Source organism: Winogradskyella jejuensis (assembly GCF_900129745.1).
GTDB lineage: Bacteria > Bacteroidota > Bacteroidia > Flavobacteriales > Flavobacteriaceae > Winogradskyella > Winogradskyella jejuensis.
Genome location: NZ_FQWS01000002.1, coordinates 48,057 through 72,578, shown reverse-complemented (window position 1 = coordinate 72,578; position 24,522 = coordinate 48,057). Strand labels below are relative to the sequence as shown.

Annotated in this window: 19 protein-coding genes; 8 read left to right on the top strand and 11 right to left on the bottom strand. The window is 35.0% G+C overall.

Annotated features, from left to right (window positions below):
- The first annotated feature begins 80 nt into the window (after positions 1-80).
- Positions 81-380, top strand: a complete 300-nt coding sequence (locus BUB95_RS08025; protein ID WP_073085323.1) for an immunity 53 family protein — start codon at positions 81-83, stop codon at positions 378-380.
- 75 nt (positions 381-455) lie between these two features.
- On the top strand, positions 456-1,340 hold the full coding sequence (locus BUB95_RS08020) for a dienelactone hydrolase family protein (RefSeq protein ID WP_073085321.1): 885 nt from the start codon (positions 456-458) through the stop codon (positions 1,338-1,340).
- Between the two features lie 10 nt (positions 1,341-1,350).
- Here BUB95_RS08020 and BUB95_RS08015 read toward each other — a convergent pair whose 3' ends face one another.
- From BUB95_RS08015 to BUB95_RS07985, 7 genes are all read right to left on the bottom strand, one after another.
- The gene (locus BUB95_RS08015; RefSeq protein WP_073085319.1) at positions 1,351-2,703 is read right to left on the bottom strand and encodes a UDP-N-acetylmuramate--L-alanine ligase; all 1,353 of its coding nucleotides are present in this window, start codon (positions 2,701-2,703) and stop codon (positions 1,351-1,353) included.
- Positions 2,704-2,780: 77 nt separating this feature from the next.
- Positions 2,781-3,446, bottom strand: a complete 666-nt coding sequence (locus tag BUB95_RS08010; protein ID WP_073085317.1) for a helix-turn-helix domain-containing protein — start codon at positions 3,444-3,446, stop codon at positions 2,781-2,783.
- Positions 3,447-3,534: 88 nt separating this feature from the next.
- Entirely contained in the window at positions 3,535-4,938 is a 1,404-nt protein-coding gene (locus BUB95_RS08005; RefSeq protein ID WP_073085315.1) for a TolC family protein, read from the bottom strand.
- 3 nt (positions 4,939-4,941) lie between these two features.
- Complete coding sequence (locus BUB95_RS08000; RefSeq protein ID WP_073085313.1) at positions 4,942-6,294, bottom strand: HlyD family secretion protein; 1,353 nt, start codon at positions 6,292-6,294, stop codon at positions 4,942-4,944.
- Between the two features lie 11 nt (positions 6,295-6,305).
- On the bottom strand, positions 6,306-7,967 hold the full coding sequence (locus tag BUB95_RS07995; RefSeq protein ID WP_073085311.1) for a peptidase domain-containing ABC transporter: 1,662 nt from the start codon (positions 7,965-7,967) through the stop codon (positions 6,306-6,308).
- Positions 7,968-7,970: 3 nt separating this feature from the next.
- A complete protein-coding gene (locus tag BUB95_RS07990; protein ID WP_073085309.1) occupies positions 7,971-8,648 on the bottom strand; it encodes a TetR/AcrR family transcriptional regulator in 678 nt (225 codons plus the stop codon).
- A gap of 119 nt (positions 8,649-8,767) precedes the next feature.
- On the bottom strand, positions 8,768-9,718 hold the full coding sequence (locus BUB95_RS07985) for a tetratricopeptide repeat protein (protein ID WP_073085308.1): 951 nt from the start codon (positions 9,716-9,718) through the stop codon (positions 8,768-8,770).
- Between the two features lie 174 nt (positions 9,719-9,892).
- Between BUB95_RS07985 and BUB95_RS07980 the strand changes: the two genes are divergently transcribed.
- A complete protein-coding gene (locus BUB95_RS07980; protein WP_073085306.1) occupies positions 9,893-16,009 on the top strand; it encodes an alpha-2-macroglobulin family protein in 6,117 nt (2,038 codons plus the stop codon).
- 99 nt (positions 16,010-16,108) lie between these two features.
- Positions 16,109-16,480 carry a DoxX family membrane protein gene (locus tag BUB95_RS07975; RefSeq protein ID WP_073085304.1) on the top strand — a complete coding sequence of 124 codons (372 nt, stop codon included), beginning with the start codon at positions 16,109-16,111 and terminating at the stop codon, positions 16,478-16,480.
- A 100-nt stretch (positions 16,481-16,580) separates the two neighbouring features.
- On the opposite strand, the gene BUB95_RS07970 is transcribed toward BUB95_RS07975, so the two are convergent.
- From BUB95_RS07970 to BUB95_RS07955, 4 genes are all read right to left on the bottom strand, one after another.
- Entirely contained in the window at positions 16,581-17,135 is a 555-nt protein-coding gene (locus tag BUB95_RS07970) for a DinB family protein (RefSeq protein WP_073085302.1), read from the bottom strand.
- A 78-nt stretch (positions 17,136-17,213) separates the two neighbouring features.
- Positions 17,214-17,732 carry a DUF4136 domain-containing protein gene (locus tag BUB95_RS07965; protein ID WP_073085300.1) on the bottom strand — a complete coding sequence of 173 codons (519 nt, stop codon included), beginning with the start codon at positions 17,730-17,732 and terminating at the stop codon, positions 17,214-17,216.
- Positions 17,733-17,801: 69 nt separating this feature from the next.
- Positions 17,802-18,800 carry a GTPase ObgE gene (gene obgE / locus BUB95_RS07960; protein WP_073085298.1) on the bottom strand — a complete coding sequence of 333 codons (999 nt, stop codon included), beginning with the start codon at positions 18,798-18,800 and terminating at the stop codon, positions 17,802-17,804.
- 99 nt (positions 18,801-18,899) lie between these two features.
- Complete coding sequence (locus BUB95_RS07955; protein ID WP_073085296.1) at positions 18,900-20,012, bottom strand: adenylate kinase; 1,113 nt, start codon at positions 20,010-20,012, stop codon at positions 18,900-18,902.
- Between the two features lie 151 nt (positions 20,013-20,163).
- Between BUB95_RS07955 and BUB95_RS07950 the strand changes: the two genes are divergently transcribed.
- The 4 genes from BUB95_RS07950 (at position 20,164) to BUB95_RS07935 (ending at position 24,467) form a co-directional block, all read left to right on the top strand.
- Entirely contained in the window at positions 20,164-21,318 is a 1,155-nt protein-coding gene (locus tag BUB95_RS07950) for a 5-(carboxyamino)imidazole ribonucleotide synthase (RefSeq protein WP_073085293.1), read from the top strand.
- A gap of 2 nt (positions 21,319-21,320) precedes the next feature.
- Complete coding sequence (gene purE / locus BUB95_RS07945; RefSeq protein ID WP_073085291.1) at positions 21,321-21,803, top strand: 5-(carboxyamino)imidazole ribonucleotide mutase; 483 nt, start codon at positions 21,321-21,323, stop codon at positions 21,801-21,803.
- Between the two features lie 120 nt (positions 21,804-21,923).
- Complete coding sequence (locus BUB95_RS07940) at positions 21,924-22,277, top strand: GIY-YIG nuclease family protein (protein ID WP_073085289.1); 354 nt, start codon at positions 21,924-21,926, stop codon at positions 22,275-22,277.
- Positions 22,278-22,415: 138 nt separating this feature from the next.
- Positions 22,416-24,467, top strand: coding sequence for a M3 family metallopeptidase (locus BUB95_RS07935; RefSeq protein WP_073085287.1), 2,052 nt, complete (start codon positions 22,416-22,418; stop codon positions 24,465-24,467).
- Positions 24,468-24,522: the final 55 nt, after the last annotated feature.

Below are 24,522 nucleotides of genomic sequence, written 5' to 3'. Positions count from 1 at the left end.
CTATTCTCTATACAAACTTTACTCATTAGCAATCGTAAAATTCACTCGAATTGACGAATTTCACTATATAAAAATAATTAATGGATATTATAGACTGGATACAAGATTGGTTTGCTAATAATTGTGATGGCACTTGGGAAAAAAACGAAATTATTCAAATTACCAACATAGACAACCCTGGTTGGGAAGTCGAAATTGATATCTCTAAAACCTCAATCTCAAATCTTGAAGTAAAATGGATATTAAATGAAAACAGAAAACAAGATTGGTACGGCGTAAAAATTGAAAACCAAAAATTCACGGCTGCAGGTGATATTAAAAAACTGCCTTTTTTACTTAACTTGTTTAGAGATATGATTGAGAAAGTAGAGCATCAATAAGGTTTACCTATCAAATAGATGCTCTAAAATTCGTAACTTACTACCAAGCAATTAATTTACTTTTTCAGCATCATTATGAAAGACCTTAAGAAAGAAGATATCAACCAAGATGTATTTGATTTGTATGACGATTATGCGCATAACAAATTAAACCGCAAACAATTTATTGAAAAACTAGGCATCTATGCCGTTGGTGGCTTAACCGTATCATCCTTGCTCAGTTTTATGTCTCCTAATTATGTGGACGCTTTACTTGTAAAACCAGATGACCCAACTTTAGATTCTGATTACATCACTTACGATTCTCCAAAAGGAGGCGGAACAATAAAAGGTTTGTTATCTAAGCCAAAAGGCGCTAAAAAATTACCAGGTGTTATTGTTGTTCACGAAAACCGAGGACTTAATCCATACATTGAAGATGTAGGGAGACGCACCGCTAAAGAAGGCTTTATAAGTTTAGCTCCAGACGCCTTATCACCTTTGGGTGGTTATCCTGGAAATGATGACGATGGTAGAGCCATGCAAAAAAAACGTGACCGAAACGAAATGCTCGAAGATTTTATCGCCGCGTATCATCATTTGAAAAATCACGAAAATTGCACAGGCAAGGTTGGCGTTGTAGGTTTTTGTTTTGGTGGCTATATTTCTAATATGATGGCCGTACGCTTACCAGACTTAGGAGCTGCAGTGCCTTATTACGGTAGACAACCTGAAGCTGAAGATGCTAAAAAAATTAAAGCTCCTCTACTCCTCCAATATGGTGAGTTAGACAAACGTGTTAATGCGGGTTGGCCAGCGTTTGAAGAAGTTTTGAAAGCAAATAATATAGAACATACGGCTTATATTTATCCAGAGGTCAACCACGGTTTTCACAACAATACAACACCACGTTACGACAAAGAAGCTGCGAATTTATCTTGGGAACGTACTATTGCTTTTTTTAAGAAGCATTTGAAATAATGACAAAACATTAAAACAACCCTTTCACCTCATCAAAATCCAAACCTCCATAATTACCTGAACTCATTAACAATAAGGCTTTATTTTCAAAATTCTGTGAGAATAAAAAGTCTTTAAAATCTTGTGGATTGGTATAAATAATTAAATCATCACGCTCAAAAGCATCCGCAATTTGTTGGTGTGAGACTTCCTCAAGTTTTTTAATTTCTACGGCATGCGGTGAGTAAAACACGACAGCTTTGTCGGCAGTGTCTAATGCGCCTTTGTATTCTTTTAAAAACTCTGCATTAAGGCTAGAATAAGTATGTAATTCTAAACAAGCCAGTAATTCTTTGTCTTTGTATTGTACTTTTACAGCTTCGGTTGTGGCTTTTACTTTACTTGGCGAATGCGCAAAATCTTTATAAGCTACAGCTGTTTTAGATTCGGCTATTTTTTCTAAACGTTTACTCGCGCCTTTAAAGGTAGAAATGGCTTCGTAAAAATCATCTTCATCAATGCCCATATGCTGGCAAATCCATTTGGCGCCAGCTAAATTATTAAGGTTATGTGCACCAAAAACTTCAATTGGCATTGGACCTTCGGGAGTTTCTAAAAGTGTTTCGCCATCTTCAACAGTGTACTCAGGCGTTTGGTAAGGTAATTTTCGTATTTGATTTTCAGACGCTTGAACAACACGTTTTACTTCTGCATCTTCTTCATTATAATTTATGCTTCCGCCACGCACTATGCTATCTACAAAGATGCTAAACTGCTCCACATAATTTTCATAAGTTGGAAATACGTTAATATGGTCCCAAGCAATACCACTTAACAAGGCAATATTGGGTTTGTACAAATGAAATTTTGGTCGTCTATCTATTGGCGAACTTAAATACTCGTCACCTTCTAAAACAATAAAATCGTTATCCTCGGTGAGTTTTACCATGACATCAAAACCTTCCAATTGCGCACCAACCATATAATCTACATCTCTATCGTGGTAATGCATCACATGCAAAATCATAGAGGTTATGGTTGTCTTTCCGTGACTTCCTCCAATAACCACTCGCGTTTTGTCTTTGGATTGCTCGTACAAAAATTCGGGATAACTATAAATTTTTAAGCCTAATTCTTGTGCTTTTAGCAGCTCAGGATTATCAGCTTTGGCATGCATGCCGAGTACAATGGCATCTAAATCTGAGGTGATTTTTTCTGGAAACCAGCCAAACTCTTCAGGCAGTAAATATTTAGCTTCTAATCGAGATTTTGAAGGGTCGAAAATAGTATCGTCACTTCCTGTGACTTTGTATCCTTTATTATGAAGAGCGATGGCCAAATTGTGCATTGCAGCGCCACCAATAGCTATAAAATGTACATTCATAGTTCAAATATAAAACTTAGACTTTAGAGATGAGAAAAAAAACAGAATCAATAAACAGTTTTATATCCTAAATAGTTTTAAAAACTAAACGAACGTTCTTGTTTTTTCATTTTAAAATCTAGAAATATTCCAAAACAGATTACTAATAAAGCTACAGAAATTACTCCTATTTTGATACTATAATCTATTTTACTTTGAACACTAAAACCAACCGCAAAAGCTAATGCGAAACTAGCTGCCCAAGTTGTATAATAACCATTTGGAACGAAACGTAATTTATCTTTTAAATACCTCTTAAATTTAGTAAGTTTCTTTTTGAACATTTCATTACTAAACGACGGTATTTTTTCAAGCTCTAAATATTTTATATAACTTTCTATACCTTCTATCTGCTGAGGAGTTAAATCCTTCTCTTTTAACTTTTCCAAAAGTTCTATAAATGTTTCAAACGTTTTGATTTCTGATTTTTTATTGGTTTTTGAAAGCTGCTTTTTTAGAAAAACAATAGTAGCTCTCATATCGTTTGTTTCAACAATTAAATCTGAACCAATTAAATCAGCTAATTCAACATCTAAAGCGATTGCTATTCTTTTAATCGTTTCACCTGTTGGTTCTGATTCATTATTTTCAATTCTTTGAATTGTCCGCAAGCTGACTCTTGATTCATCAGCTAAATATTCTTGAGACATCCCACGAAGAGCTCTTAATTCTCTTAAGTTTTTTGCCAAATCTTTTGTTTTCATTTTGAATCTTATTTTTTGTTTCAGCAAATGTATATCTTAGACATATCTGGTTGTTACGTCAAGTTAACGTCATCTTTACGTCAATTATTTAAAGCTCAGGGTTAACTGCTAAACTATTAAATAGCTTTGCCTTGGTATTAAAAAACTTATTCTGAATTTCGATAGCCTTCAATTGCCCTTCGATAAGTTTGGACTCACGAGAATTCACTAAAAACAAAGAGCTTTCTCCTAATTGAAACTTACGCTCTTCGGCAATCAGCATTTGCTGATAATCTGTAACCATTTGAACGGTAATTTCGTTTTGAGTCACATAAGAATCCAACTCTTGTTTTAAACCATTAATCTTATTCTGAAGATTAACACGAGTGGCATCGATTTCAAACTCTGTGTCTCTTAATTTAATTTTTGCCAATTTTAAATCGCCTCTTTCCTTTCTTAAAAACAAAGGCATACTTACATTAAGTCCTCCTTTGTATTCAGCAGTATTAAAAGAACGACCTATATCTGGTGTTTCGGTTAAGAAATTGTATTCCAAATCAACTCTCGGCAACAACATATTTGCTTTGAGACGTTTTTCTACATTTAGGCTTTGACGTTTGTAGTCTAATGATAAGAGTTTTGGGTGCTCATCGATGATGACTTCAACATTTCGTAATTGATTTATATCGAAAGTAGCATCAACAATAGGCTCTGTATCTACATCTGGAATTACATTAGGCTGCAATTCTACGGGTATGTTATTATCTAACCACAAAAAGGTTGATAATTCTAATGAAGCCTTAAGCATTTTTATACGTGCTTGCTCTAAACTCAGCTTTCGATTATTCAATGCAATTCTGGCTTCTGTTGCATCTATTTGTGCGTTTTCACCCAATTCCACACCTCTTAAAATACCTCGATAGCGCAACTCGGCATTGGTCAGAAAGTTTTCAAAAAGCCTGAGCTCATTATAAGCCATTAGCCACTTAAAGTACACTTTAGAAGCTTCGAATAAGATGTTGTTGACATAGATATCTCTATCTGCCTTAGCTTGCTCTCTAAATAACCGCGCTTGTTTTAATGATGCCATTCTATCATTGATGAGTAATCCACGTGCAATAGGCACGGAAACTCCTGCAGAATACAAGCCATCTTCTGGCACAAAAGCTTCAGGATTTAAGAAATCTCCCGAATTTTCTTCAAAATTTGCTTTAAGCTCGATACCAAACCAAGTAGGTATTTTAAAGGTACCATTCAATTTATCGAAATACTCTGTGCCTTTAAACTTCTTTCTATCGTAATCTACATCAATCTTAGGGTCAAAAGCGCCACGAGATTTCATAAGCTTGGCTTGACTTTCGTCAATAACTAACTCAGCCTGCTTAACGATAGGATGAAATTTCTTGACATAACCCAAATATTCATCAAAACGTAAAATATTGGCTAGGCTATCTGACTGAGCATGCCCAACAAAACAGAAACCGACTAAAATGAGTACTATAAGATATCGCATCTGCTATTTCTTTTTAGTGTTTTTTGCCGTATCTATAGGCTGATAATAATTTGGTGGAAAACCATTAAGCTGCCTCCATAACTCAAACCAAATTGGCACATCTTCTAACAACGCCATTGTAAATGCACCCGAACCTGGACGCACATCTTTTGGCCAAGCATGGTCTTCTGGGTCAGGCTTGAGTAGAACTCTAAATTTTCCGTTTGGACTAATAAAACGCTCTACAGCTACAACCTCAGCACCATAAGTTCCGTAAGACACATTAGGCCATCCACTAAAAATTATTGCAGGCCATCCATCGAATTGCACACGTACTTTTTCACCTTTATGAATTAATGGTAAATCTATAGGCTCTACAAAAGTCTCTACAGCTAAGTCAACATTTTCTGGGATAATACCTACTAGCTCTTCGCCTTCTTTGAAAGTTTGCCCAATACCACCACGAAGCGCAGTTTGTATGTATCCATCATAGGGCGCAGTAACATATAGTAATCCATTTCGTATGGTATAGTTTGAGACTTCATTTTCTAATTTTTGCACTTGGGCTTCTGTGTCTAATTGATTAGATAATGCTGAAAATTTTTCACTCTCGGCTTTAGAAATCTTGTCTGCATATTCTGCCTGAATGCGGGCAATATCTAACCTTGCATTAATCACTTCGTTTTTACTAACTAAAAGTTTAGCTTCTTGAGAGGTTTCTTTTGCCTGAGTTTCTTGCAACTTAACTCTTGCGTCTTCTACACGTTTTAATGCCGTAAATCCATCTTGATATAATGAATCTGCTCGGTTATATTTTGTTTGCGCAATGCTTAGATTGGTTCTTGCGGCTACCAAATCTATACTATCAGCTTTTACTTTTTGAAGCGCTTGTAAAATTTTATTCTCAGCCATTTCTAGCTTTAGCTTCCTTTCTCTTACAAGTGCACCAATTCTAACATTTTGCGCTTTTACCTTTCCTTGATAAGACTCAACAGAAAAAGATTTTGCTTGTCTTTGCTTTTCTGTTCGCTGTACAAGATTAGGATCGAAATACTCACTTTTGATTTCGGCAATTTTCATAATGGTATCACCTTTCTTTACCTGATCACCTTCGCGCACATACCATTGTTGTATACTTCCAGGAATTGGGGATTGTATGGTCTGTGGACGCTGCTCTGGCGTAAGTGACGTTACTTTACCTCGACCCGAAATATTTTGAGTCCACGGTAAAAAAAGTATAATAAAACAAACGATAGCAAATCCTCCTAAAAATCGTCTCCAATACTTGTAATAATCTTTATTAAATACATGACTTGCAGATTTGAAGTGACTTAAATCTACATCTTTATTTAATGGGTTACGAGAAATGTTTAACATAATACTTTTATTTAAACGATTTGACCTTTACTTAGGTTTAAGATTTGAGTACAGCTATCTGACCACTCTGGATTAAAACTTACAACAATTAAAGACCAAGGATGGCTTGCATCTGTGAGGTATTTGATAATTCGTTTTGTCTCTTGCGCTTCAAAATGCTCTAGAGGTTCTTCTAAAATCATCATATTAGGTTTTTTAAGAATCGCTCTTGCTAACATGATTTTTTTGGTAACTGTAAACGGAATCTGTCGTCCTTCTGGATAAATCACGGTATTTAAACCTAATTCTGTTTCCTTTAAGAAATCAACTAAACCGACAATAGATAAAATTTCTTCTATTTTCTGTTGGGTTATTGACTCGTCTCCAAGAGTTAAGTTCTCTCTAATACTGCCTTCAAAAGGTGTCTCATCACTTAACACCAATCCTAAATGTGCTCTGTAACTATTTAATTTTAGATTGTTAACAGCTGTATCATTCAAGAAAATACGACCTGTAGTTGGTCTAAAGATTCCAGAAAGTATTCTAATTAGTGTGGATTTTCCTGAGCCACTCTCACCTTTTACTAAAATTCTACTTTTAGAATTAATTTTTAATGACACATCATTAAGAATTGGCAAACTTCTGTCTGGTACAACATAGGATACTTTTTCTAACTCTATATTAAAATCTTTATCGACTCTGACTTCTTCACCATCTTGAGATTCGATTTTTTTATCTACTACCTGACCCATCTTCTCTAAAGAGGTTAGTACATCATAAAAAGATTCTAAACCTAGAATCAATTTTTCTACTGACCCGATGACTAAAAGAATAATAATTTCTGCCGCGACAAACTGTCCAATATTCATTTCTTGATTAAGCACAAGTAAACCACCAATTAGTAAAAGTCCAGCAGTAACTAAAACCTTGAACCCAATCATTTGGATAAATTGAATAATTAATATCTTAAAGTGACTTTCTCGCGCTATTAAATAATCTTCGACTAGCTTATCATTTTTGTCAATGGCCAAAGATGTTTTACCTGATATTTTAAAGCTCATGATAGCTCTAGCCACTTCTTGAATCCAATGGGCTACGATATATTTTTTCTTAGACTCCTTTAAACTCGTGTCCATACCACGTTGGATTGTATATTTAAATACAATATATATGAGCGCTATAAGCAATACACCAAATGCTATAAAAAACGGATGGTAAAATGACAGTAAAACAAGCGCAAATACAATTTGTAGCACAGCCGTTGGTACGTCTATCAACAGTTTTGCCAAACCCTTTTGCACTGTGAGCACATCAAAAAATCGATTTGCTAACTCCGGCGGATAGTAGTTATGTAGCTCATCCATCCTAATTTTTGGAAAACGATAGGTGAACTCAAAAGATGCTCGCATGAACAAACGCTGTTGAATAGTCTCAATTATACGCATTTGCATAAGTTGCAAAATTCCAACAAAAGCTACACCAATAGTCACTAAACTAACAAGTACTATCCATGATGTACTTACTTGGGCACCTTGGATTAAGTTTATAATAGCCTGAATTCCTAGAGGCAGGGTTAAGCCTATTAATCCAGAGAAAACAGCATAGTATATCACTTGAAATAAATCTTTTTTTTCAAGCTTAAGTAACCCAATGAAACGTTGCCATGGGGTTAAAAGTGGTTTTTCTTGAAGCATATCTTATTTTGGTTTAATAGCGTTAATCGTTAAATCTTGAAAGAATTTAGTTGGTGTAACTTTTTCGCTACAATCAGTAATAGATTTAAAATGGTCTTTAAGAAAATGTTGATGTAAAGCGCCTTCTACTATAGTACTAGAAATACTAGACGCAAATTTATACTCAGGATTAATATTCAAAATCATATCTCTAAGTCTCGTAATTAAACGCTTATAGACTTCAAAATAGCCTTCTTTGTTTTCGCTATCAACTTCTTTTGTTAGATAGGATTTAGAATACTCATTAATGATGATTTGATTAAGCTTTACCTCATTAACATGAGAGAAATCGTAATCCTCTTTAATCGTTTGCGTTACTATTTCTATAGCTTTAAGCAATCGCTCTTCAGGATTAGGAATGTTAGACGTGGAAAACACTAATTGATATTCTATCCAAGCCCAATACCATGATGTTAAGTATAGTAGTAGCTTATGTTTACTTTCAAAATATCGGTATATAGAACTCTCGTTAGAGCCAATTTTAGTTCCCAATTTTTTAAATGTAAAATTATCGAAACCAATCTCATCAATTAACAATATACTATGTTCTATAATGCGCTTTCCTAAATCCGAAGACTCAGGGTCTTTCAGAAATATCTTCTCTGGCACTGAAATCTTAATACTGGAGAGTAAATTTTTCATCATTAATTATTTAAAACGCGAATTTAATAGTAATACTATCACCTTTGCGAATAATTAACAAATGTTTAAGTATTATTACTATTAACCTAAACAAGACGACCTAAAATGAAAAAAAAATATTATTTTGAAATTGCAGCTTTTTCCTTTAAAGCTTGCTTAAAGTCAGAACGAAGAGAAAGCGCTCTATCTATATAATTTAGCGCTTTTTTTGAGTTTTTTTTATGCTTGTAAATCTGTGCCAAACGATAGTAAGCCCATTCTAATGGCACGCCATCTGCTGAAGTATAATTTTTTATGTATTGAAGCAAACATTGCTCTCCTTTATCTAGTTGAATATTATAATCTGCAGAAACTTTACCTAATTGATAATGCAGTGCATTACGTTTGTGCTTATCCTGAGAAGCCTCTATAGTCTCGATAGCTTTTTCAGGCTCATTCTGTGATTCGTATAGATTGGTTAGCTTTTCGTAGCAGGTTACAGAACCACCAACCTTTACTGCCATTTTATAATACTTTTCGGCGAGTTCTGGCTCGTCATCATACTCATAGATATAGCCTTTGGCAAGATATCCATCAACTTTTGACAACGCCTCAAGCTCATTAGCATACTTCAAAGATTTCTTTTTACTTCCACCTACAATTCCAGGCAAGGTCATGTAAAGTTCAACTAATGCCCAACGTGTATCAATGTGTTTAGGGTCTAACTCCGCAGCTTTTAAAAAAGAAGATTTTATGTCGCCAATACTACCAAGAGCTCTGAGCTTGCTCATAGTCAAAGCTTTCATCCCTAAAGCGCCTCCATATTTATAATGATAGTTAGCATTATTAGTTTCTAAGTCTTTGAGTAATTCATAGTGCTCAATAGCTTCGTCCCATTTTTTTTGATAGCCGTATGCATCAGCAAGCAACTCTATAGCTTCTTTATCTGATGGATGTTCCAAAACATAATCCATCATTAATCTCTGAGCTTTTACATACTGCTTTTGAGCTATATAATTAGAAGCGTCTTCTTTAGGTGTTTGCCCTAAAAGAAGACATGGGAAGCTTAAAAAAAGAAAAATGTATCTCATTTGAACTGCTAAAATACAATTTGAAGTATAAATTTAAAGTCGGAAATATTTTAAATTTCTTACACACCAATTCCCTCATAAAATTGCTAACTTCACTCAAGCAAAACTAAAAGTGACGCATTGTGTCTTTTTTGGAATACCTTTTGAAGGTATTTTGCTGTAAAATTAATTAATATGAAATACCATATAATTGCCTTGATATTCATTTGTTTTTCTTCATTTTCAACAGCTCAGAACACTAATTACGATTCTGATTGGGCTGCTGTAGAGAAGTTAGAAACTGAAGGCTTAACCAAATCGGCTTCTGAAGCTGTAGATAATATATTTAAAAAAGCAAAGTCAGAAAAGAATAGTATTCAAATTGTAAAATCTTTATTGTACCAAAGCAAGTATTTGCAAATCCTTGAAGAAGATTCACAACTTAAAATTATTGAAAATTTTAAAACCGAAATTGAATCTCAAGATGTTGTAACAAAACATATCCTAGAAAATTTATTGGCAAAACTCTACTGGCAATACTACCAAAACAATCGTTATAAATTTTACAACCGTTCTAAAACATCTGAGAAAGTCGCTGACGATTTTAGAACTTGGGACTTAGAAACACTATTTGCCGAAGTTCATCACTATTACCAACGTTCTTTGCAAAGTGGATTGGTGCTTCAACAAGAACCTTTAGAAAAATACAAAGCCTTGTTAAACGAGGTAGAAAACTCTAAAACTTACAGACCGACGCTATTCGATTTTTTAAGCCATAATGCTCTAGAATTTTACAAGAGTAGTGAAAACGGCATCACGCAACCGGCTTATAAATTCACTATCAAAAATCCTGAGTTAATCTCGAAGGGCGATGTATTTATGGGACTAAACATCACTTCTAAAGATTCTGTAAATCTTCAGCTGAATGCTCTAAAAATTTATCAAAACCTTTTACGATTTCATCAAAAAGACAAAAACTCTAAAGCATTTATTTCGGCAAATATCGAAAGACTCAACTTTGTAAAACAAAACGCCACTTTTGAAGCTGTTGAATCAGAACTTATCAAAACACTTAATGAGGAATTACAACCTATAAGCAACACTAAAAACTCAGGTTTATACAGTTTTGAGCTCGCAGCTCTTTTAAGCAATCAAGCTAGAAAATACAATGCATATTCTAATGAAGACAGAGAACAATTCAGATGGAAAAACAAAGAAGCAATAGCGATTTGCGATGCTATCATTTCTAAATTTCCAGAAAGTGATGGGGCAAAAAAATGTGCCGTTTTAAAAGAACAGATTTTAACTCCCAATCTGAGTTTAAAGACGGAGAAATATATTCCTATTAATCAGCCTTCACTAGTTTTAGTGAATTACAAGAATCTTCAAGGTTTAGATTTCAAAATTTACAAAGTTAATTCGTCGCAACTCGATAAATTGAATAGGCAATACAGACCAGAAGAAAAATCAAAATTCCTCAAAAGATTAAAGATTCATAAATCTTTTTCAAGTCAACTAAAAGACGAAAACGATTATCAAAATCACAGCACAGAAATTGTGCTTCCTAACTTAGAAAATGGCATTTATATCATTTCGGCGCATACAAATTCAGATGTTTTTGCGACTACAGATATTCAGGTCACCAACATGGCTCTTGTAGAAACACAGGAGAATGACAAAGTGAGTTACCAAATTATTAATCGTAATAACGGCAGGCCTATTGTTGACGCCAGAGTAAAGTTGGTGTATTCTGCTTCATACGACAGAAACGATAGAAGAGAAAAGAAATTCACTACAGACCAACAAGGTCGATTTGTCTTCGACAAGAATAACAATCGCTATTACGATGTGGTAACAACCATCACCAAAGGCAACGAAAAAGCAATCTTTGGCGAATCTTACATTAACAGAGCTTACAAACAACAAAAGAATACAAAACCAAATTACAGAACGTACATTATTACAGATAGAAGTATTTATAGACCTGGACAAACCGTATATTTTAAAGGCATTTCTACTGTAACCCAAGATAAAAAAACAGTAGTTGTTCCAAATGAGACTATAACAGCAACTTTGCATGATGTTAATGGCGAACAATTAAGCGAACTCCAATTTACAACCAATGAGTACGGGTCTTTTCATGGCGAATTTATTTTACCAAATAGTGGATTAACAGGCGATTTTTCCATAAGAACAAATTCTGAAGTATTAGGCTTTGCATCGCAGTACTTCTCAGTAGAAGAATACAAACGCCCAAAGTTTGAAACCCAATTTTTACCAGTCACTGAAACCTATAAGGTGAATGACAGTGTAACAATAAAAGGAAACGCCATTGCTTTTGCAGGAAGTAACATTACGGATGCCAAAGTGGTGTATCGCGTAAAACGAAATGTACAGTTTCCTAGTTGGTATTATTGGAGACGACCGAGTTATAATTCCAGCGAACAAGAAATCACATTTGGAGAAACAAAAACGGATGCAAAAGGTGAATTTGAAATTACCTTTAAAGCATTACCAGACGAAAAGGCATCTAAAGAAAATCTACCTGTTTTTACATACGAAATTACTGCTGATGTCATAGACATTAATGGCGAAACAAGAAGTGCGTCTACAACCGTTCGTGTGGGCTATCATGCCTTAACAGCAAATATTAATGCACCTCAACGTATTGATAAGTCTAAAAAAACGACTGAAATCAGTATCAACACCACAAATCTTAATGGTGAGTTTATACCAGCTAAAGGTTTAATAAAAGTTTATAAGCTTAAACACCCTGATGCAGTTTTAAGACCACGACCTTGGCAAACACCAGATTATAAAGTTTTGAATGAATCTGAATTTAAAAAACTATTTCCGCATTGGGCTTATGATAACGAGAGCCAAATACAAAACTGGGACAAAGGAAAAGCAGTTTTTGAAACGGATTTTGATACCGAAAAATCGAAAGAAATCACCCTAAAGCGCACCAAAAATTGGGAATCTGGCACTTATCTTATCACACTAGAAAGCAAAGACAAGTTTGGTCAAGATGTGAAAGACCAGGTCTATACATTTCTATTTAGTGACTCGGACAAAACTGTTGCTGACAATAATTTATTTGACGCTAGTTTAGATAAAGCCGAATACCAACCTAACGAAAATGCTAAGCTTACCTTTGGCACTTCTGCTAAAGCTATTACGGTAACCATAGACATTGAAAAAAACGGAAGCATTACCGAAACCCAAATTCATAATCTTAGCGATTCTAAGCAAAGCATAGCATTACCAATTATTAATGCAGACTTAGGTGGTTTTGTGGTACATTATAGTTTCTCTGCATTTAATTATTTTAGGTCAGGTTCAGTTTTTGTAAAAGTACCTTATCCTAAAACGGACTTACAAATTGAAACCAGCACCTTTAGAGACAAACTTCAACCAGGACAGGATGAAACTTGGCAGTTTAAAATCAAAGGACCAAAAGGCGATAAGGTCGCTGCTGAGGTTTTAGCCAGTATGTATGACGCTTCTCTAGATGAGTTTACGCCCAACAATTGGAGCTTTTCGCCTATTAATAATCCCAACTATTATTCTAGACTAAATAAGAACAGTTATAGAAGCTATAACATTGCCAATTTTAGAAATACCAATTACTTTAAAGTCACAAAGAGTTACACCTATCAAGGTTTTGATAGTTGGAATTGGTTTGGGTTTTATTTTGGAAGAGATGACATTCGTATTAGAGGCTATGCATCAACTCAAAGAAAATCAAAAAATAATCTTGATGAACTAATTTTTGTTGAAGAACTTGCGGAAGCAGCTGTTGCACCTCAATACATGAAAGAGTCTAAGTTTGCAAATAATGATGATTTAAATGACCCAGAATATCAATTTATTTCAGACAAAGTAAAATTAGTTCCCGGAGATTCAACTATCGTGGGAGCTGCATATATGAAAATTTATGGCGTGCCAACCAATCAAATCCAAATCCGCAAAAATTTTAAAGAAACGGCGTTTTTCTTTCCTCAATTGCAAACGGACAAAGATGGCAATGTAAGTTTTAATTTTAAAGCTCCAGAAGCCTTAACCAAGTGGAAATTACAACTTTTAGCACATACCAAAACTCTAGAAAGTTCGGTAGCGCAATTTGAAGCAGTTACCCAAAAAGAGTTGATGGTCTTGCCAAATGTACCCCGTTTTTTTCGCCAAGGTGATGCCATTACGATTAGCACTAAGATTGCAAATCTTACAGATAAAGAATTGAGTGGAACTGCAAGTCTCATACTTGAAGATGCAATAACTGGAAAAGACATAACATCAGACTTGCTCAGTTCTTCCCCTTTGGGGAAGTTAGATGGGGCTAACTTTTCAGTCGATGCCAAAGGAAATGCTAATGCAAGTTGGTCTTTAACTATTCCTGATAACATTCAAGCAATACAATATAAAATCATCGCACAAACTGAAAATTTTAGCGACGGGGAGCAAAATGTCTTACCCGTTTTAACCAATAGAATGTTGGTGACTGAGAGTTTACCGATGTGGGTGCGTTCAAATCAGACTAAAACATTCACTTTAGATAAGTTGGCGAATAATTCGTCTACAACATTAAAAAACCACAAGCTCACGTTAGAAATCACCTCAAATCCTGCGTGGTATGCCGTGCAAGCTTTGCCGTATTTAATGGAATATCCATACGATTGTAATGAGCAAACATTTAGTCGCTATTACGCTAATGCATTGGCACAACATGTTGTTAACTCTAATCCTAGAATAGAAGCAGTTTTTAACCAATGGAAGACTACTGATTCTGATACTTTGATTTCAAACTTAGAAAAAAACCAAGAGCTAAAATCTTTATTAATAGAAGAAACACCTTGGTTACGGGATGCACAATCTGAAACAGAGCAGAAAAAACGCATTGCCTTATTATTCGATTTAAACAAAATGAATAACGAGCTACAAGGCGCATTACGAAAACTAAAAAACAATCAGTATAATTCTGGTGCTTGGCCTTGGTTTAATGGCGGCAGAGATAACAGATATATTACACAGCATATAGTTTCTGGTTTTGGACATCTAAAGCATATTGGAGTCATTTCAAATTCTGACCAAGATGAAATGATAAAAAAGGCTATTAAATATTTAGATCAAGAATTCGTCAAAGAATATAAAGACCTTAAAAAGTACAGTTCTAAAGTAGATTTAAACAAAGACCATTTATCGTACACGCAATTGCATTATTTATATGTCCGCAGCTTTTATCCTGAAATTAAAGCTTCAAAAGAAGTCTCTAAAATTATGGAGTATTACAATGGGCAAATTCAAAAATACTGGCTAAAACGTTCGCTTTATGCCAAAGGTTTAATGGCGTTGGTTTCTCATAGAAATCAAAATGAAAAAACAGCCTCTAAAATCTTAAAATCTTTGGAAGAAAATTCAATTACATCCCAAGAATTAGGCATGTACTGGAAAGAAAACACAGCATCATGGTATTGGCACCAAGCACCAATAGAAACACAAGCCTTATTGATTGAAGCGTTTTCTGAAATTCAAAACGATGTAGAAACTATTGACAACCTGAAAATTTGGCTACTTAAAAACAAGCAAACCAATAAATGGGAAACCACTAAAGCAACTACAGAAGCGGTTTATGCTTTATTATTACAAGGAAGCGATTGGTTAAGTGTTGAGGATACTATTGAAGTCAAGGTAGGAAATGAAACTATTTCACCCTCTAAATTAGAGAACGTAAAAGTTGAAGCCGGTACAGGCTACTACAAAACTAGCTGGAATGGTTCTGAAATTAAACCAGAGCAATCTAAAGTCACGCTTTCTAAAAAAGGAGATGGCATTGCTTGGGGTGCGCTTTATTGGCAATATTTTGAGGATTTGGATAAAATCACACCTGCTGAAACACCGCTTAAACTGAAGAAAAAAATATTCCTAAAAACCAATACTGACCGTGGTGAAGAAATCACAGAAATTACTAAAGACACCAAACTCAATGTTGGCGATTTAGTAAAAGTCCGTATAGAATTACGTAGTGACCGCGATATGGAATTCCTTCATCTTAAAGATATGCGTGCTGCAGGTTTTGAGGCTATCAATGTGTTATCACAATACAAATGGCAAGACGGCTTAGGCTATTATGAAAGTACAAAAGACGCCGCAACCAACTTCTTTATCGATTATTTACCAAAAGGCGTTTACGTTTTTGAGTACGATTTGCGTGTTAATAATGCTGGAGATATGAGTAATGGAATTACCTCAATTCAATCGATGTATGCGCCGGAGTTTAGCAGTCATTCTGAAGGCATAAGAGTAACTGTAGAATAGTATTTGTTAGTTTGTCAGCACGTTACCGACGAAAGCTGAGTAATACAAAAAAATAGATTTTGTAAATTATATAATACTAACTAATTAAATTTTACAATTATGAATTCAAAAGTTTTTACCGTTCTTAGACTACTGCTTAGTGTATTTATCCTTGTATTTGGTGTAAATAAGTTTGCTAACTTCTTACCAATGCCAGAATTAAACCCAGAAGCTGGTGCTTACTTTGGAGCTTTATCAAGTTCTAAAACTCTTGCTCTTGTAGGTATTATTGAAATCGTTGCAGGATTAGCTCTATTGCTAAATAAGTTTGGTGCTTTACTAGCCCTAATACTCATGAGCATTTCAGTTAATGCTGTTTTATTTCATGCTGTGTTAGACCCAGCAGGAATTGCCGGAGCTGCAGTTTTATTAATTCTTAACATTGCAGTTTTGTATGGTTATAAAGATAAATACAAACCCTTGTTGAATTAAAAAATAAAATGTCACATTGAGCTTGTCGAAATGTTTTGTCATATTGGATAAATCACATCGGTTTCGACAGGCTCAACCTGACGTTTAGTTGAAATGTCAATTACTTAATCCGTTTACTAATCATAGCTAACTGTCCCATGTGATTAGCTTGATGTTCCATCACATGATACCATGCCCAGTGATTTGTCATTCCGTTGTTATTTTTTGCAAACCATTTATCGTCTTTAGTTTTCAAAAGTTCTTTCGTTTTTGCTCTAACTTCATCGTAAATTTCTAAATAATAAGATATAGGCTTTCCAACAAACTCCTTACGAGCTTTATCACCAAGACTTAAGGCAGTTCCCCATTTGGCTTCTTCTTCTTTATTAAATTGTCTGCCTTCAAAAGTGTACACCTGATAATATTTCTCTGTTGCTGCTAAATGATAAATCATGGCACCAGGTGTATTGGCATTTTCATCAAGTAGAAAATCAGTTGCGTTTTGGTCCATATTTCTAACAATACGTGTGACTCTTTCTTTTAAGCCATCGAGCATCGACACCATATTACCAATATTTTGAGTGTAGCCTTTTGGTGGTTTTACATCGTATTGTGCATTAGAAAATGAGAAGATAGCAATGCATAAGATTGCTAGTGTGTGTCTTAAAGATTTCATTTGATTGTTGATTTTGTTACCTAAATGTAATAGGTAGATGCTCTAATACAAGCCCACTTAACAACACCTTAACGAAACTTATTTTTGCTTTGGAGGAAATTTACTAAAGACTTTTTCTATTAATTTATCGAAACTTTCCTCGCGTTTTTCTGGAGTGTTTCCAAGATTAGATTGTGTCGTCACGGCTTGCCAAAATGTTCCATTTTTAGAGTCGTCAACAAATTCAATTTTTATTTCACGCATAGCTCTATTGCCTCCAACAGGAATACCAATAGAGACGCCACCTCCAACATTACGACCAGTTCCGCCAATCCCAACACCAACATTACTATTAGAGTTATTGGTGACTTCTGCGGTTGATATATCGATATTAAAACTAGGCGTTTCTGACTTTGTATATCCCAAAAGCTTCATTTTAGCATCTATAGAATTCATTATACGGTTTAAATCTAATTGACTTAATCCAGATTGCATATCGGTAAAATAGTTATAGGTCTTGTACTCTGAAAAATTTGTGTTTTTATCGTAGTCGTAGTCTACATAAGCTCCGCAGGAAGTGAATAATGCGAAAACTAAAAAATAACGTATTAGCTTCATCTTTTTCTTTTAAAGATACTAAATTTTGAAGCTGAAGAATAAATTTTAACGCTTTACAAATGCGTATAATTAGGAATTAAGCATCTTCCAAAGCTTATCCTTTAACTCCTGAATACCTTGGTGTGCTACTGAAGACATAAACATATAATCAATATTTAAATCCTTGTCTAACTCTACTTTCATTTCAGCTTTTAACTCCTCATCCAATAAATCAGATTTAGATACTAAAAGAAAACGTTCCTTGTCTAACATTTCAGGATTATAACGTCTTAATTCGTCTAAAAGAACTTCGTACTGTTTTACTATATCATCAGCATCTGCAGGTACTAAAAACAGTAAAATTGAATTACGCTCTATATGTCTTAAGAAGTAATAACCCAAACCTTTTCCTTCTGCAGCACCTTCTATAATTCCAGGAATATCAGCCATAACAAAAGACTTAAACTCACGATATTTTACAATACCTAAATTAGGTTTTAAGGTCGTAAACTCATAATCTGCAATCTTAGGTTTTGCAGACGTCATTACTGATAATAATGTAGACTTTCCTGCATTTGGAAAACCAACTAAACCAACATCTGCTAAAACTTTTAGCTCAAGAGTAATGTGTTTTTCTTCTAAAGGAATCCCTGGTTGCGCATAACGAGGTGTTTGATTTGTTGAGCTCTTAAAATGCCAGTTTCCTCTACCACCTTTGCCTCCTTTTGCTATAATTTTTTCTTGACCATTTTCTGTGATTTCAAAAAGTATCTCGTTACTTTCTGTATCTCTAACAACAGTTCCAAGTGGAACGTCTAGATATTCATCTTGACCATCAGCACCCGTACTTCTTGCAGAACTTCCATGCTCACCATGACCGGCTCTAATATGTCTTTTGAACTTAAGATGCAGTAGTGTCCAGAGGTTTTCGTTACCACGAATAATAACATGTCCACCACGTCCTCCATCACCACCATCAGGTCCGCCTTTGGCGTTATATTTTTCGCGATTTAAGTGCGAAGAGCCTTTTCCTCCGTTTCCAGAAGAGACGTGCATTTTTACGTAGTCAACAAAATTTCCTTCAGTCATATTTGATGTTTAGTTGTACTGTTAAGTCGTTTTATTTTATGGAGTTGTGATTTCAATAATGAATATTGACTTTACAACTTAACAACAAGCAACTCTCATTTAGAGCTTATCTAAAACTTCACTCAACCGTTCAGTAATAGTTTCTATACTTCCAACACCATCTACTCCAAAATATTTATCTTGAGCAGAATAGTAATCCTTAAGTATTGCCGTTTTACTGTAATATTCTTTAATTCGGTTTCTAATAATACTTTCATCAGCATCATCTGGCCTACCACTTGTTTTACCTCTTTCTAACAGGCGACCTACAAGTACCTCATCATCAACCTCTAGAGCAACCATAGCATTTATTTGAGAATCTTTAGAGTTCATTAATACATCCAATGCTTCAGCTTGAGCGTTTGTTCTAGGAAAACCATCAAAAATAAATCCTTTGGCATCAGCATTTTTTTCTACTTCTGCATTAAGCATATCTATAGTCACCTCATCTGGAACTAACTCGCCTTTATCCATGTAAGATTTCGCCAAAGTGCCGAGGGCGGTTTCGTTTTTAATATTATATCTAAACACATCTCCAGTAGAAATATGCACCAAATTGTATTTGTCTTTTAAGAAATTTGCTTGTGTACCTTTGCCTGCTCCTGGAGGACCAAATAATACAATATTAGTCATATGTTGTGTAGTTTTAAGTTGATATACAGCTGGCAAATCTCTTCCTAAACCATTATAATCTAAGCCGTAACCGACAATAAATTTGTTAGGAATCTCTAAACCAACATAATGTAATTTAAAGTCTTTTTTGTAAGCTTCTGGCTTGTAAAACAAAGTCGCGATAATGAGTTGTTTTACGTTTTCATTTTTAAAAATACGATGAACTTCTTCGAGCGTGTTTCCAGAATCAATAATATCTTCGAGAATAACAACCGTTCTGTCTGTTAAGTCTTGAGTTAAACCAATTAGACGTTGAATATCTTCAGTAGACTTCACGCCATCATAAGATGCTAGCTTTATAAAAGTAACCTCACAAGGATGAGGATACTTTTTCACAAAATCACTAACAAACATAAAAGACCCGTTGAGAATACCAACAAAAATGGGCATTTCGTCCTTTAAATCTACTGCAATAGCATCTACCATTTGCTGTACAGCATCTTGTATTTTCTCCTCGGAAATAAAGGGTTTAAAATATAAATCTTGAAGCTTAACGAGCATGTTATTATTTTGAAAGTGCAAAGATAATCAATAGATTGAGGATTGACTATTTTTGGTTTCCTATTTTGGAATATTCTTCTATAATTAGTGTATTTTTGTTAGCAAATTATGTTGAACGTAAAAAAGATTTCTGCTCTCGCGGAACGTGAATATGAGCTATTTTTCATCAAACTTTAAACTCGGTATATTGGGTGGCGGCCAATTGGGCAAAATGATGCTTTATGTCACCAGAAAATTTGATACTACAACAAAAGTTATTGATTCTAGCCAAGATGCACCAGCGCGATTAGCTTGTGATGAATTTATTCAAGGTGATATTTTAGATTATGATACCGTTTTAGATTTTGGACGTTCGGTGGATGTCTTAACTTTTGAAATTGAAAATGTAAACGTTGATGCTCTTGAACAACTAGAGCACGAAGGCAAAAAGGTGTTTCCTTCCTCGAAAACGCTGAGAATCATTCAGAATAAAGCCACACAAAAATTGTTTTATACCGACCATAACATTCCAACAGCACCATTTTCACGTTTTGCCTATGTTTCAGAAATAGAAGATGCCATAACCAATGGTGGATTAGAATTACCATTTGTTTGGAAAAGCGCGCGTTTTGGTTATGACGGTCAAGGCGTAAAAGTCGTTCGCTCATTTTCGGATGTAAAACAATTACCAAAAGGCGAATGTATTGCTGAAGACCTCATTCCGTTTAAAAATGAATTATCTGTAATTGTGTCTCGAAACGTATCTGGAGAGATTAAAACGTATCCTACGGTTGAAATGGAATTTCACCCTGAAGCCAATCAAGTAGAATATGTATTGTGTCCTGCCCGATTACCAAAAGAGATAACGGATAAAGCAGAGCGCTTGGCATTGAAGGTCTCAGAAGCATTTCAGCATGTTGGCCTGTTGGCCGTTGAAATGTTCTTAACTAAAGATGACGAAATTTTGGTGAATGAAGTGGCCCCAAGACCACACAATTCTGGTCACCAAAGTATCGAAGGTAGCTTTACCTGCCAATTCGAGCAGCACATAAGAGCCATTTTAGATTTACCATTGGGCAATACCGAGAGTAAAGTTGCGAGCGTTATGGTAAACCTTGTTGGTGCAGAAAATCATACAGGTGATGTGGTTTACAAAAATATTGAAACTATTATGGCTATGGATGGTGTAACACCGCACATTTATGGAAAAAAACAAACCAGGCCGTTCCGTAAAATGGGACATGTAACCATTGTAGATAAAGACATAAACAAAGCGCGCTCAATAGCGCAAAGCGTTAAGGAAACTATAGAAGTAATAAGCAAATAATTATGAGTAAAGTAGGCGTAATCATGGGTAGCAAGAGTGACTTACCAGTCATGCAAGATGCTGTAGATATTTTAAAAGGTTTTGATATTGAAGTCGAAGTCGATATTGTATCGGCACATCGTACACCAGAAAAATTATTCGACTATGGAAAAAATGCTCACGAGCGTGGCATAAAAGTAATTATTGCTGGCGCTGGTGGTGCAGCGCATTTACCTGGTATGATAGCCTCATTATCGCCACTTCCTGTAATTGGTGTTCCAGTTAAAAGTAGCAATTCTATTGATGGCTGGGATTCGGTGTTGTCTATTTTGCAAATGCCTGGTGGCGTACCTGTAGCAACCGTTGCCCTTAATGGTGCAAAAAATGCTGGAATTTTAGCAGCACAGATTTTAGGTTCTAGCGACAAATGCGTTTTAGATAAAGTTTTAGTCTATAAAGAAGGCTTAAAAGCTAAGGTTATTGAATCTGCTAAGGATTTGAAGTAAGAGACTTTTTATCTTGTCCGTTCGAGCGCAGTCGAGAACTCTGGACTCATTCTATACTAAAAAAGGTATCGACTTACCAGAAGCGTCGGGAAGACCAGGCAGACATCTTAGTTATTAAACATGAAATCATACTACATTTACATAATAAAATGTTCTGATGGTTTGTTGTACACAGGTTTCACAAATGACATTAGTAGACGATTTAAAGAACATGAACAAGGCCTAAACAAATCTTGCTTTACCTATAAAAGAAGACCGTTGCATTTAATATTTCATCAAGAGTTCAATGATGTAAACCAGGCCATCTATTTTGAAAAGAAAATTAAAAAATGGAGCGCTAATAAGAAATTAGCTTTAGCAAATGGTGACTTTGATATGTTGCAGATATTATCGGAATGTCGGAACTTTACAAATTCAAAATTTAGACCAACAGATGAAGAAATTTTAAATGCTTTAAAATCTCTTGATAATTAAAAAATATTATTTCGATAATTTTTAATTGAAAATAATGATATTAATCTGTCTGCTCGAGCGCAGTCGAGAGCTATTGAACATTAAAACACTTAAAGGTCTCGACTGCGCTAGACCAGACAAACAGACAACCTTCTATTTATGACAATCCTAAATAAACCCTTTAATACACCATACAATACTGCACCATTTTCATCAATTAAGACTGAAGATTTTATGCCGGCCTTTACAACGGCAATAGAAAAAGCAAGAGCAGAAATTGATGCTGTTGTGAATAATTCTGAAGCACCTTCATTCGAAAACACGATTGAAGCGTTAGATTATTCAGGTGAAGAATTAGACCGAATTTCAAGTATCTTTTTCAATCTAAATTCCGCTGAAACTAATGACGAGATTCAGAAGATTGCTCAAGAAGTTTCGCCATTATTATCAGAATTTAGTAATGATATTACACTGAATGAAGATTTATTTAAGCGCGTTAAGGCGGTTTATGATTCAAAATCTGATTTAAAATTAACAACCGAACAAAGCACACTTCTCGATAAAAAATACAAGAGCTTTTCTAGAAACGGCGCTAATCTTTCTGAAGATAAGAAAGGAAGACTTCGCGAAATTGACAAACAATTAAGTCAGCTAAAACTCAAGTTTGGCGAAAATATTCTTGCTGAAACCAACAAGTTTGAACTATTGATTACTGATGAATCGGATTTATCTGGTTTGCCTGATGGTGCAAAAGAAGCTGCAAAACAATTGGCAGAAAGTAAAGACAAAGATGGTTGGCTCATTACTTTAGATTACCCAAGCTATATTCCGTTTATGACGTATGCGGATAATCGCGAATTAAGGGAGAAGCTTTCAAAAGCATTTGGGAGCAAAGGGTTTAAAGGTGATGAACTTGATAATCAAAACAACGTCTTAGAGATTGCAAAACTCAGAAATGAGCGTGCCCAACTTTTAGGCTACAAAACGCATGCGCATTTTGTATTAGAAGAGCGTATGGCAGAGTCACCAAATAAGGTTCAAAAATTCTTAAATGAATTATTAGAAAAAGCGAAACCAGCTGCGGAAGAGGAATTCAAAATATTAGAGAACTTCGCAAAAGAATTAGACACTTCGACTGCGCTCAGTGCAAGTGACCAACTGCAGAAGTGGGATTCGGCTTATTATTCTGAAAAGTTGAAGCAGAAATTATTCAGTTTGGATGACGAACAATTGAAACCTTACTTCAAACTAGAAAATGTTATAGATGGAGCGTTCACAGTTGCTGAAAAATTATTCGGGTTACGTTTTGAAGAAATTAACACCATAGACAAATACCACGAAGATGTGTTGACCTATACAGTTGTTGACTCTGATGGCGAATTGGTTTCCATTTTTTATGCCGATTTTTTCCCGAGAGCAGGAAAACGAAATGGTGCTTGGATGACGTCTTTTAAACCCCAGTACATCAAAGATGGACAAAATCATCGTCCGCATGTATCTATTGTTTGCAATTTTACAAAGCCTACAAATAGCAAACCTTCACTCCTGACCTTTAATGAGGTGACTACATTATTTCACGAATTTGGTCACGCACTTCACGGCATGTTAGCCAACACAACCTACCCAAGTTTATCAGGTACAAGTGTACATTGGGATTTTGTGGAATTACCAAGTCAGATTTTAGAAAACTGGTGCTACGAAGAAGAAACATTGAAGCTTTTTGCTACACATTACGAAACTGGTGAGGTCATTCCGATGGAATTGATAGAAAAAATAAAAGCTTCGGCAACCTTTCAAGAAGGTATGCAAACCTTACGTCAATTGAGTTTTGGATTGTTAGATATGGCTTGGCATTCGCATGAAAATCCTTCGGAAATTACTTCTGTAAAAGATTTTGAAGAAAAAGCTTTCGGTGACACCAACTTATATCCTGACGTAAAAGAAAACTGCATGAGTACAGCCTTTGCACATATCTTTCAAGGCGGCTATTCATCTGGGTATTACAGTTACAAATGGGCCGAAGTTTTAGATGCCGATGCTTTTGAATACTTTAAAGAAGAAGGTATTTTTAATAAAACAGTTGCGCAAAAATTTCAGGCTTATGTATTATCCCAAGGTGGCACAGAAAACCCAATGACCTTGTACAAAAAGTTTAGAGGACAAGAGCCTAAGCCAGAAGCGTTGTTGAGACGTGCTGGGTTGATAAAGTAAATTCACTAGACTCTATTCAATTCTTTTGTATGACAAAATAAACTTTCAATAATTA

Coding starts and splice junctions, on each gene's coding strand:
- BUB95_RS08000 (WP_073085313.1), bottom strand. CDS start 6,294: ATGTTAAACATTTCTCGTAACCCATTAAATAAAGATGTAGATTTAAGT.
- obgE (WP_073085298.1), bottom strand. CDS start 18,800: ATGACTGAAGGAAATTTTGTTGACTACGTAAAAATGCACGTCTCTTCT.
- BUB95_RS07980 (WP_073085306.1), top strand. CDS start 9,893: ATGAAATACCATATAATTGCCTTGATATTCATTTGTTTTTCTTCATTT.
- BUB95_RS07990 (WP_073085309.1), bottom strand. CDS start 8,648: ATGAAAAATTTACTCTCCAGTATTAAGATTTCAGTGCCAGAGAAGATA.
- BUB95_RS08005 (WP_073085315.1), bottom strand. CDS start 4,938: ATGCGATATCTTATAGTACTCATTTTAGTCGGTTTCTGTTTTGTTGGG.
- BUB95_RS08010 (WP_073085317.1), bottom strand. CDS start 3,446: ATGAAAACAAAAGATTTGGCAAAAAACTTAAGAGAATTAAGAGCTCTT.
- BUB95_RS07950 (WP_073085293.1), top strand. CDS start 20,164: ATGAGCTATTTTTCATCAAACTTTAAACTCGGTATATTGGGTGGCGGC.
- purE (WP_073085291.1), top strand. CDS start 21,321: ATGAGTAAAGTAGGCGTAATCATGGGTAGCAAGAGTGACTTACCAGTC.
- BUB95_RS08020 (WP_073085321.1), top strand. CDS start 456: ATGAAAGACCTTAAGAAAGAAGATATCAACCAAGATGTATTTGATTTG.
- BUB95_RS07970 (WP_073085302.1), bottom strand. CDS start 17,135: ATGAAATCTTTAAGACACACACTAGCAATCTTATGCATTGCTATCTTC.
- BUB95_RS07935 (WP_073085287.1), top strand. CDS start 22,416: ATGACAATCCTAAATAAACCCTTTAATACACCATACAATACTGCACCA.
- BUB95_RS07940 (WP_073085289.1), top strand. CDS start 21,924: ATGAAATCATACTACATTTACATAATAAAATGTTCTGATGGTTTGTTG.
- BUB95_RS08025 (WP_073085323.1), top strand. CDS start 81: ATGGATATTATAGACTGGATACAAGATTGGTTTGCTAATAATTGTGAT.
- BUB95_RS08015 (WP_073085319.1), bottom strand. CDS start 2,703: ATGAATGTACATTTTATAGCTATTGGTGGCGCTGCAATGCACAATTTG.
- BUB95_RS07965 (WP_073085300.1), bottom strand. CDS start 17,732: ATGAAGCTAATACGTTATTTTTTAGTTTTCGCATTATTCACTTCCTGC.
- BUB95_RS07955 (WP_073085296.1), bottom strand. CDS start 20,012: ATGCTCGTTAAGCTTCAAGATTTATATTTTAAACCCTTTATTTCCGAG.
- BUB95_RS07995 (WP_073085311.1), bottom strand. CDS start 7,967: ATGCTTCAAGAAAAACCACTTTTAACCCCATGGCAACGTTTCATTGGG.
- BUB95_RS07985 (WP_073085308.1), bottom strand. CDS start 9,718: ATGAGATACATTTTTCTTTTTTTAAGCTTCCCATGTCTTCTTTTAGGG.
- BUB95_RS07975 (WP_073085304.1), top strand. CDS start 16,109: ATGAATTCAAAAGTTTTTACCGTTCTTAGACTACTGCTTAGTGTATTT.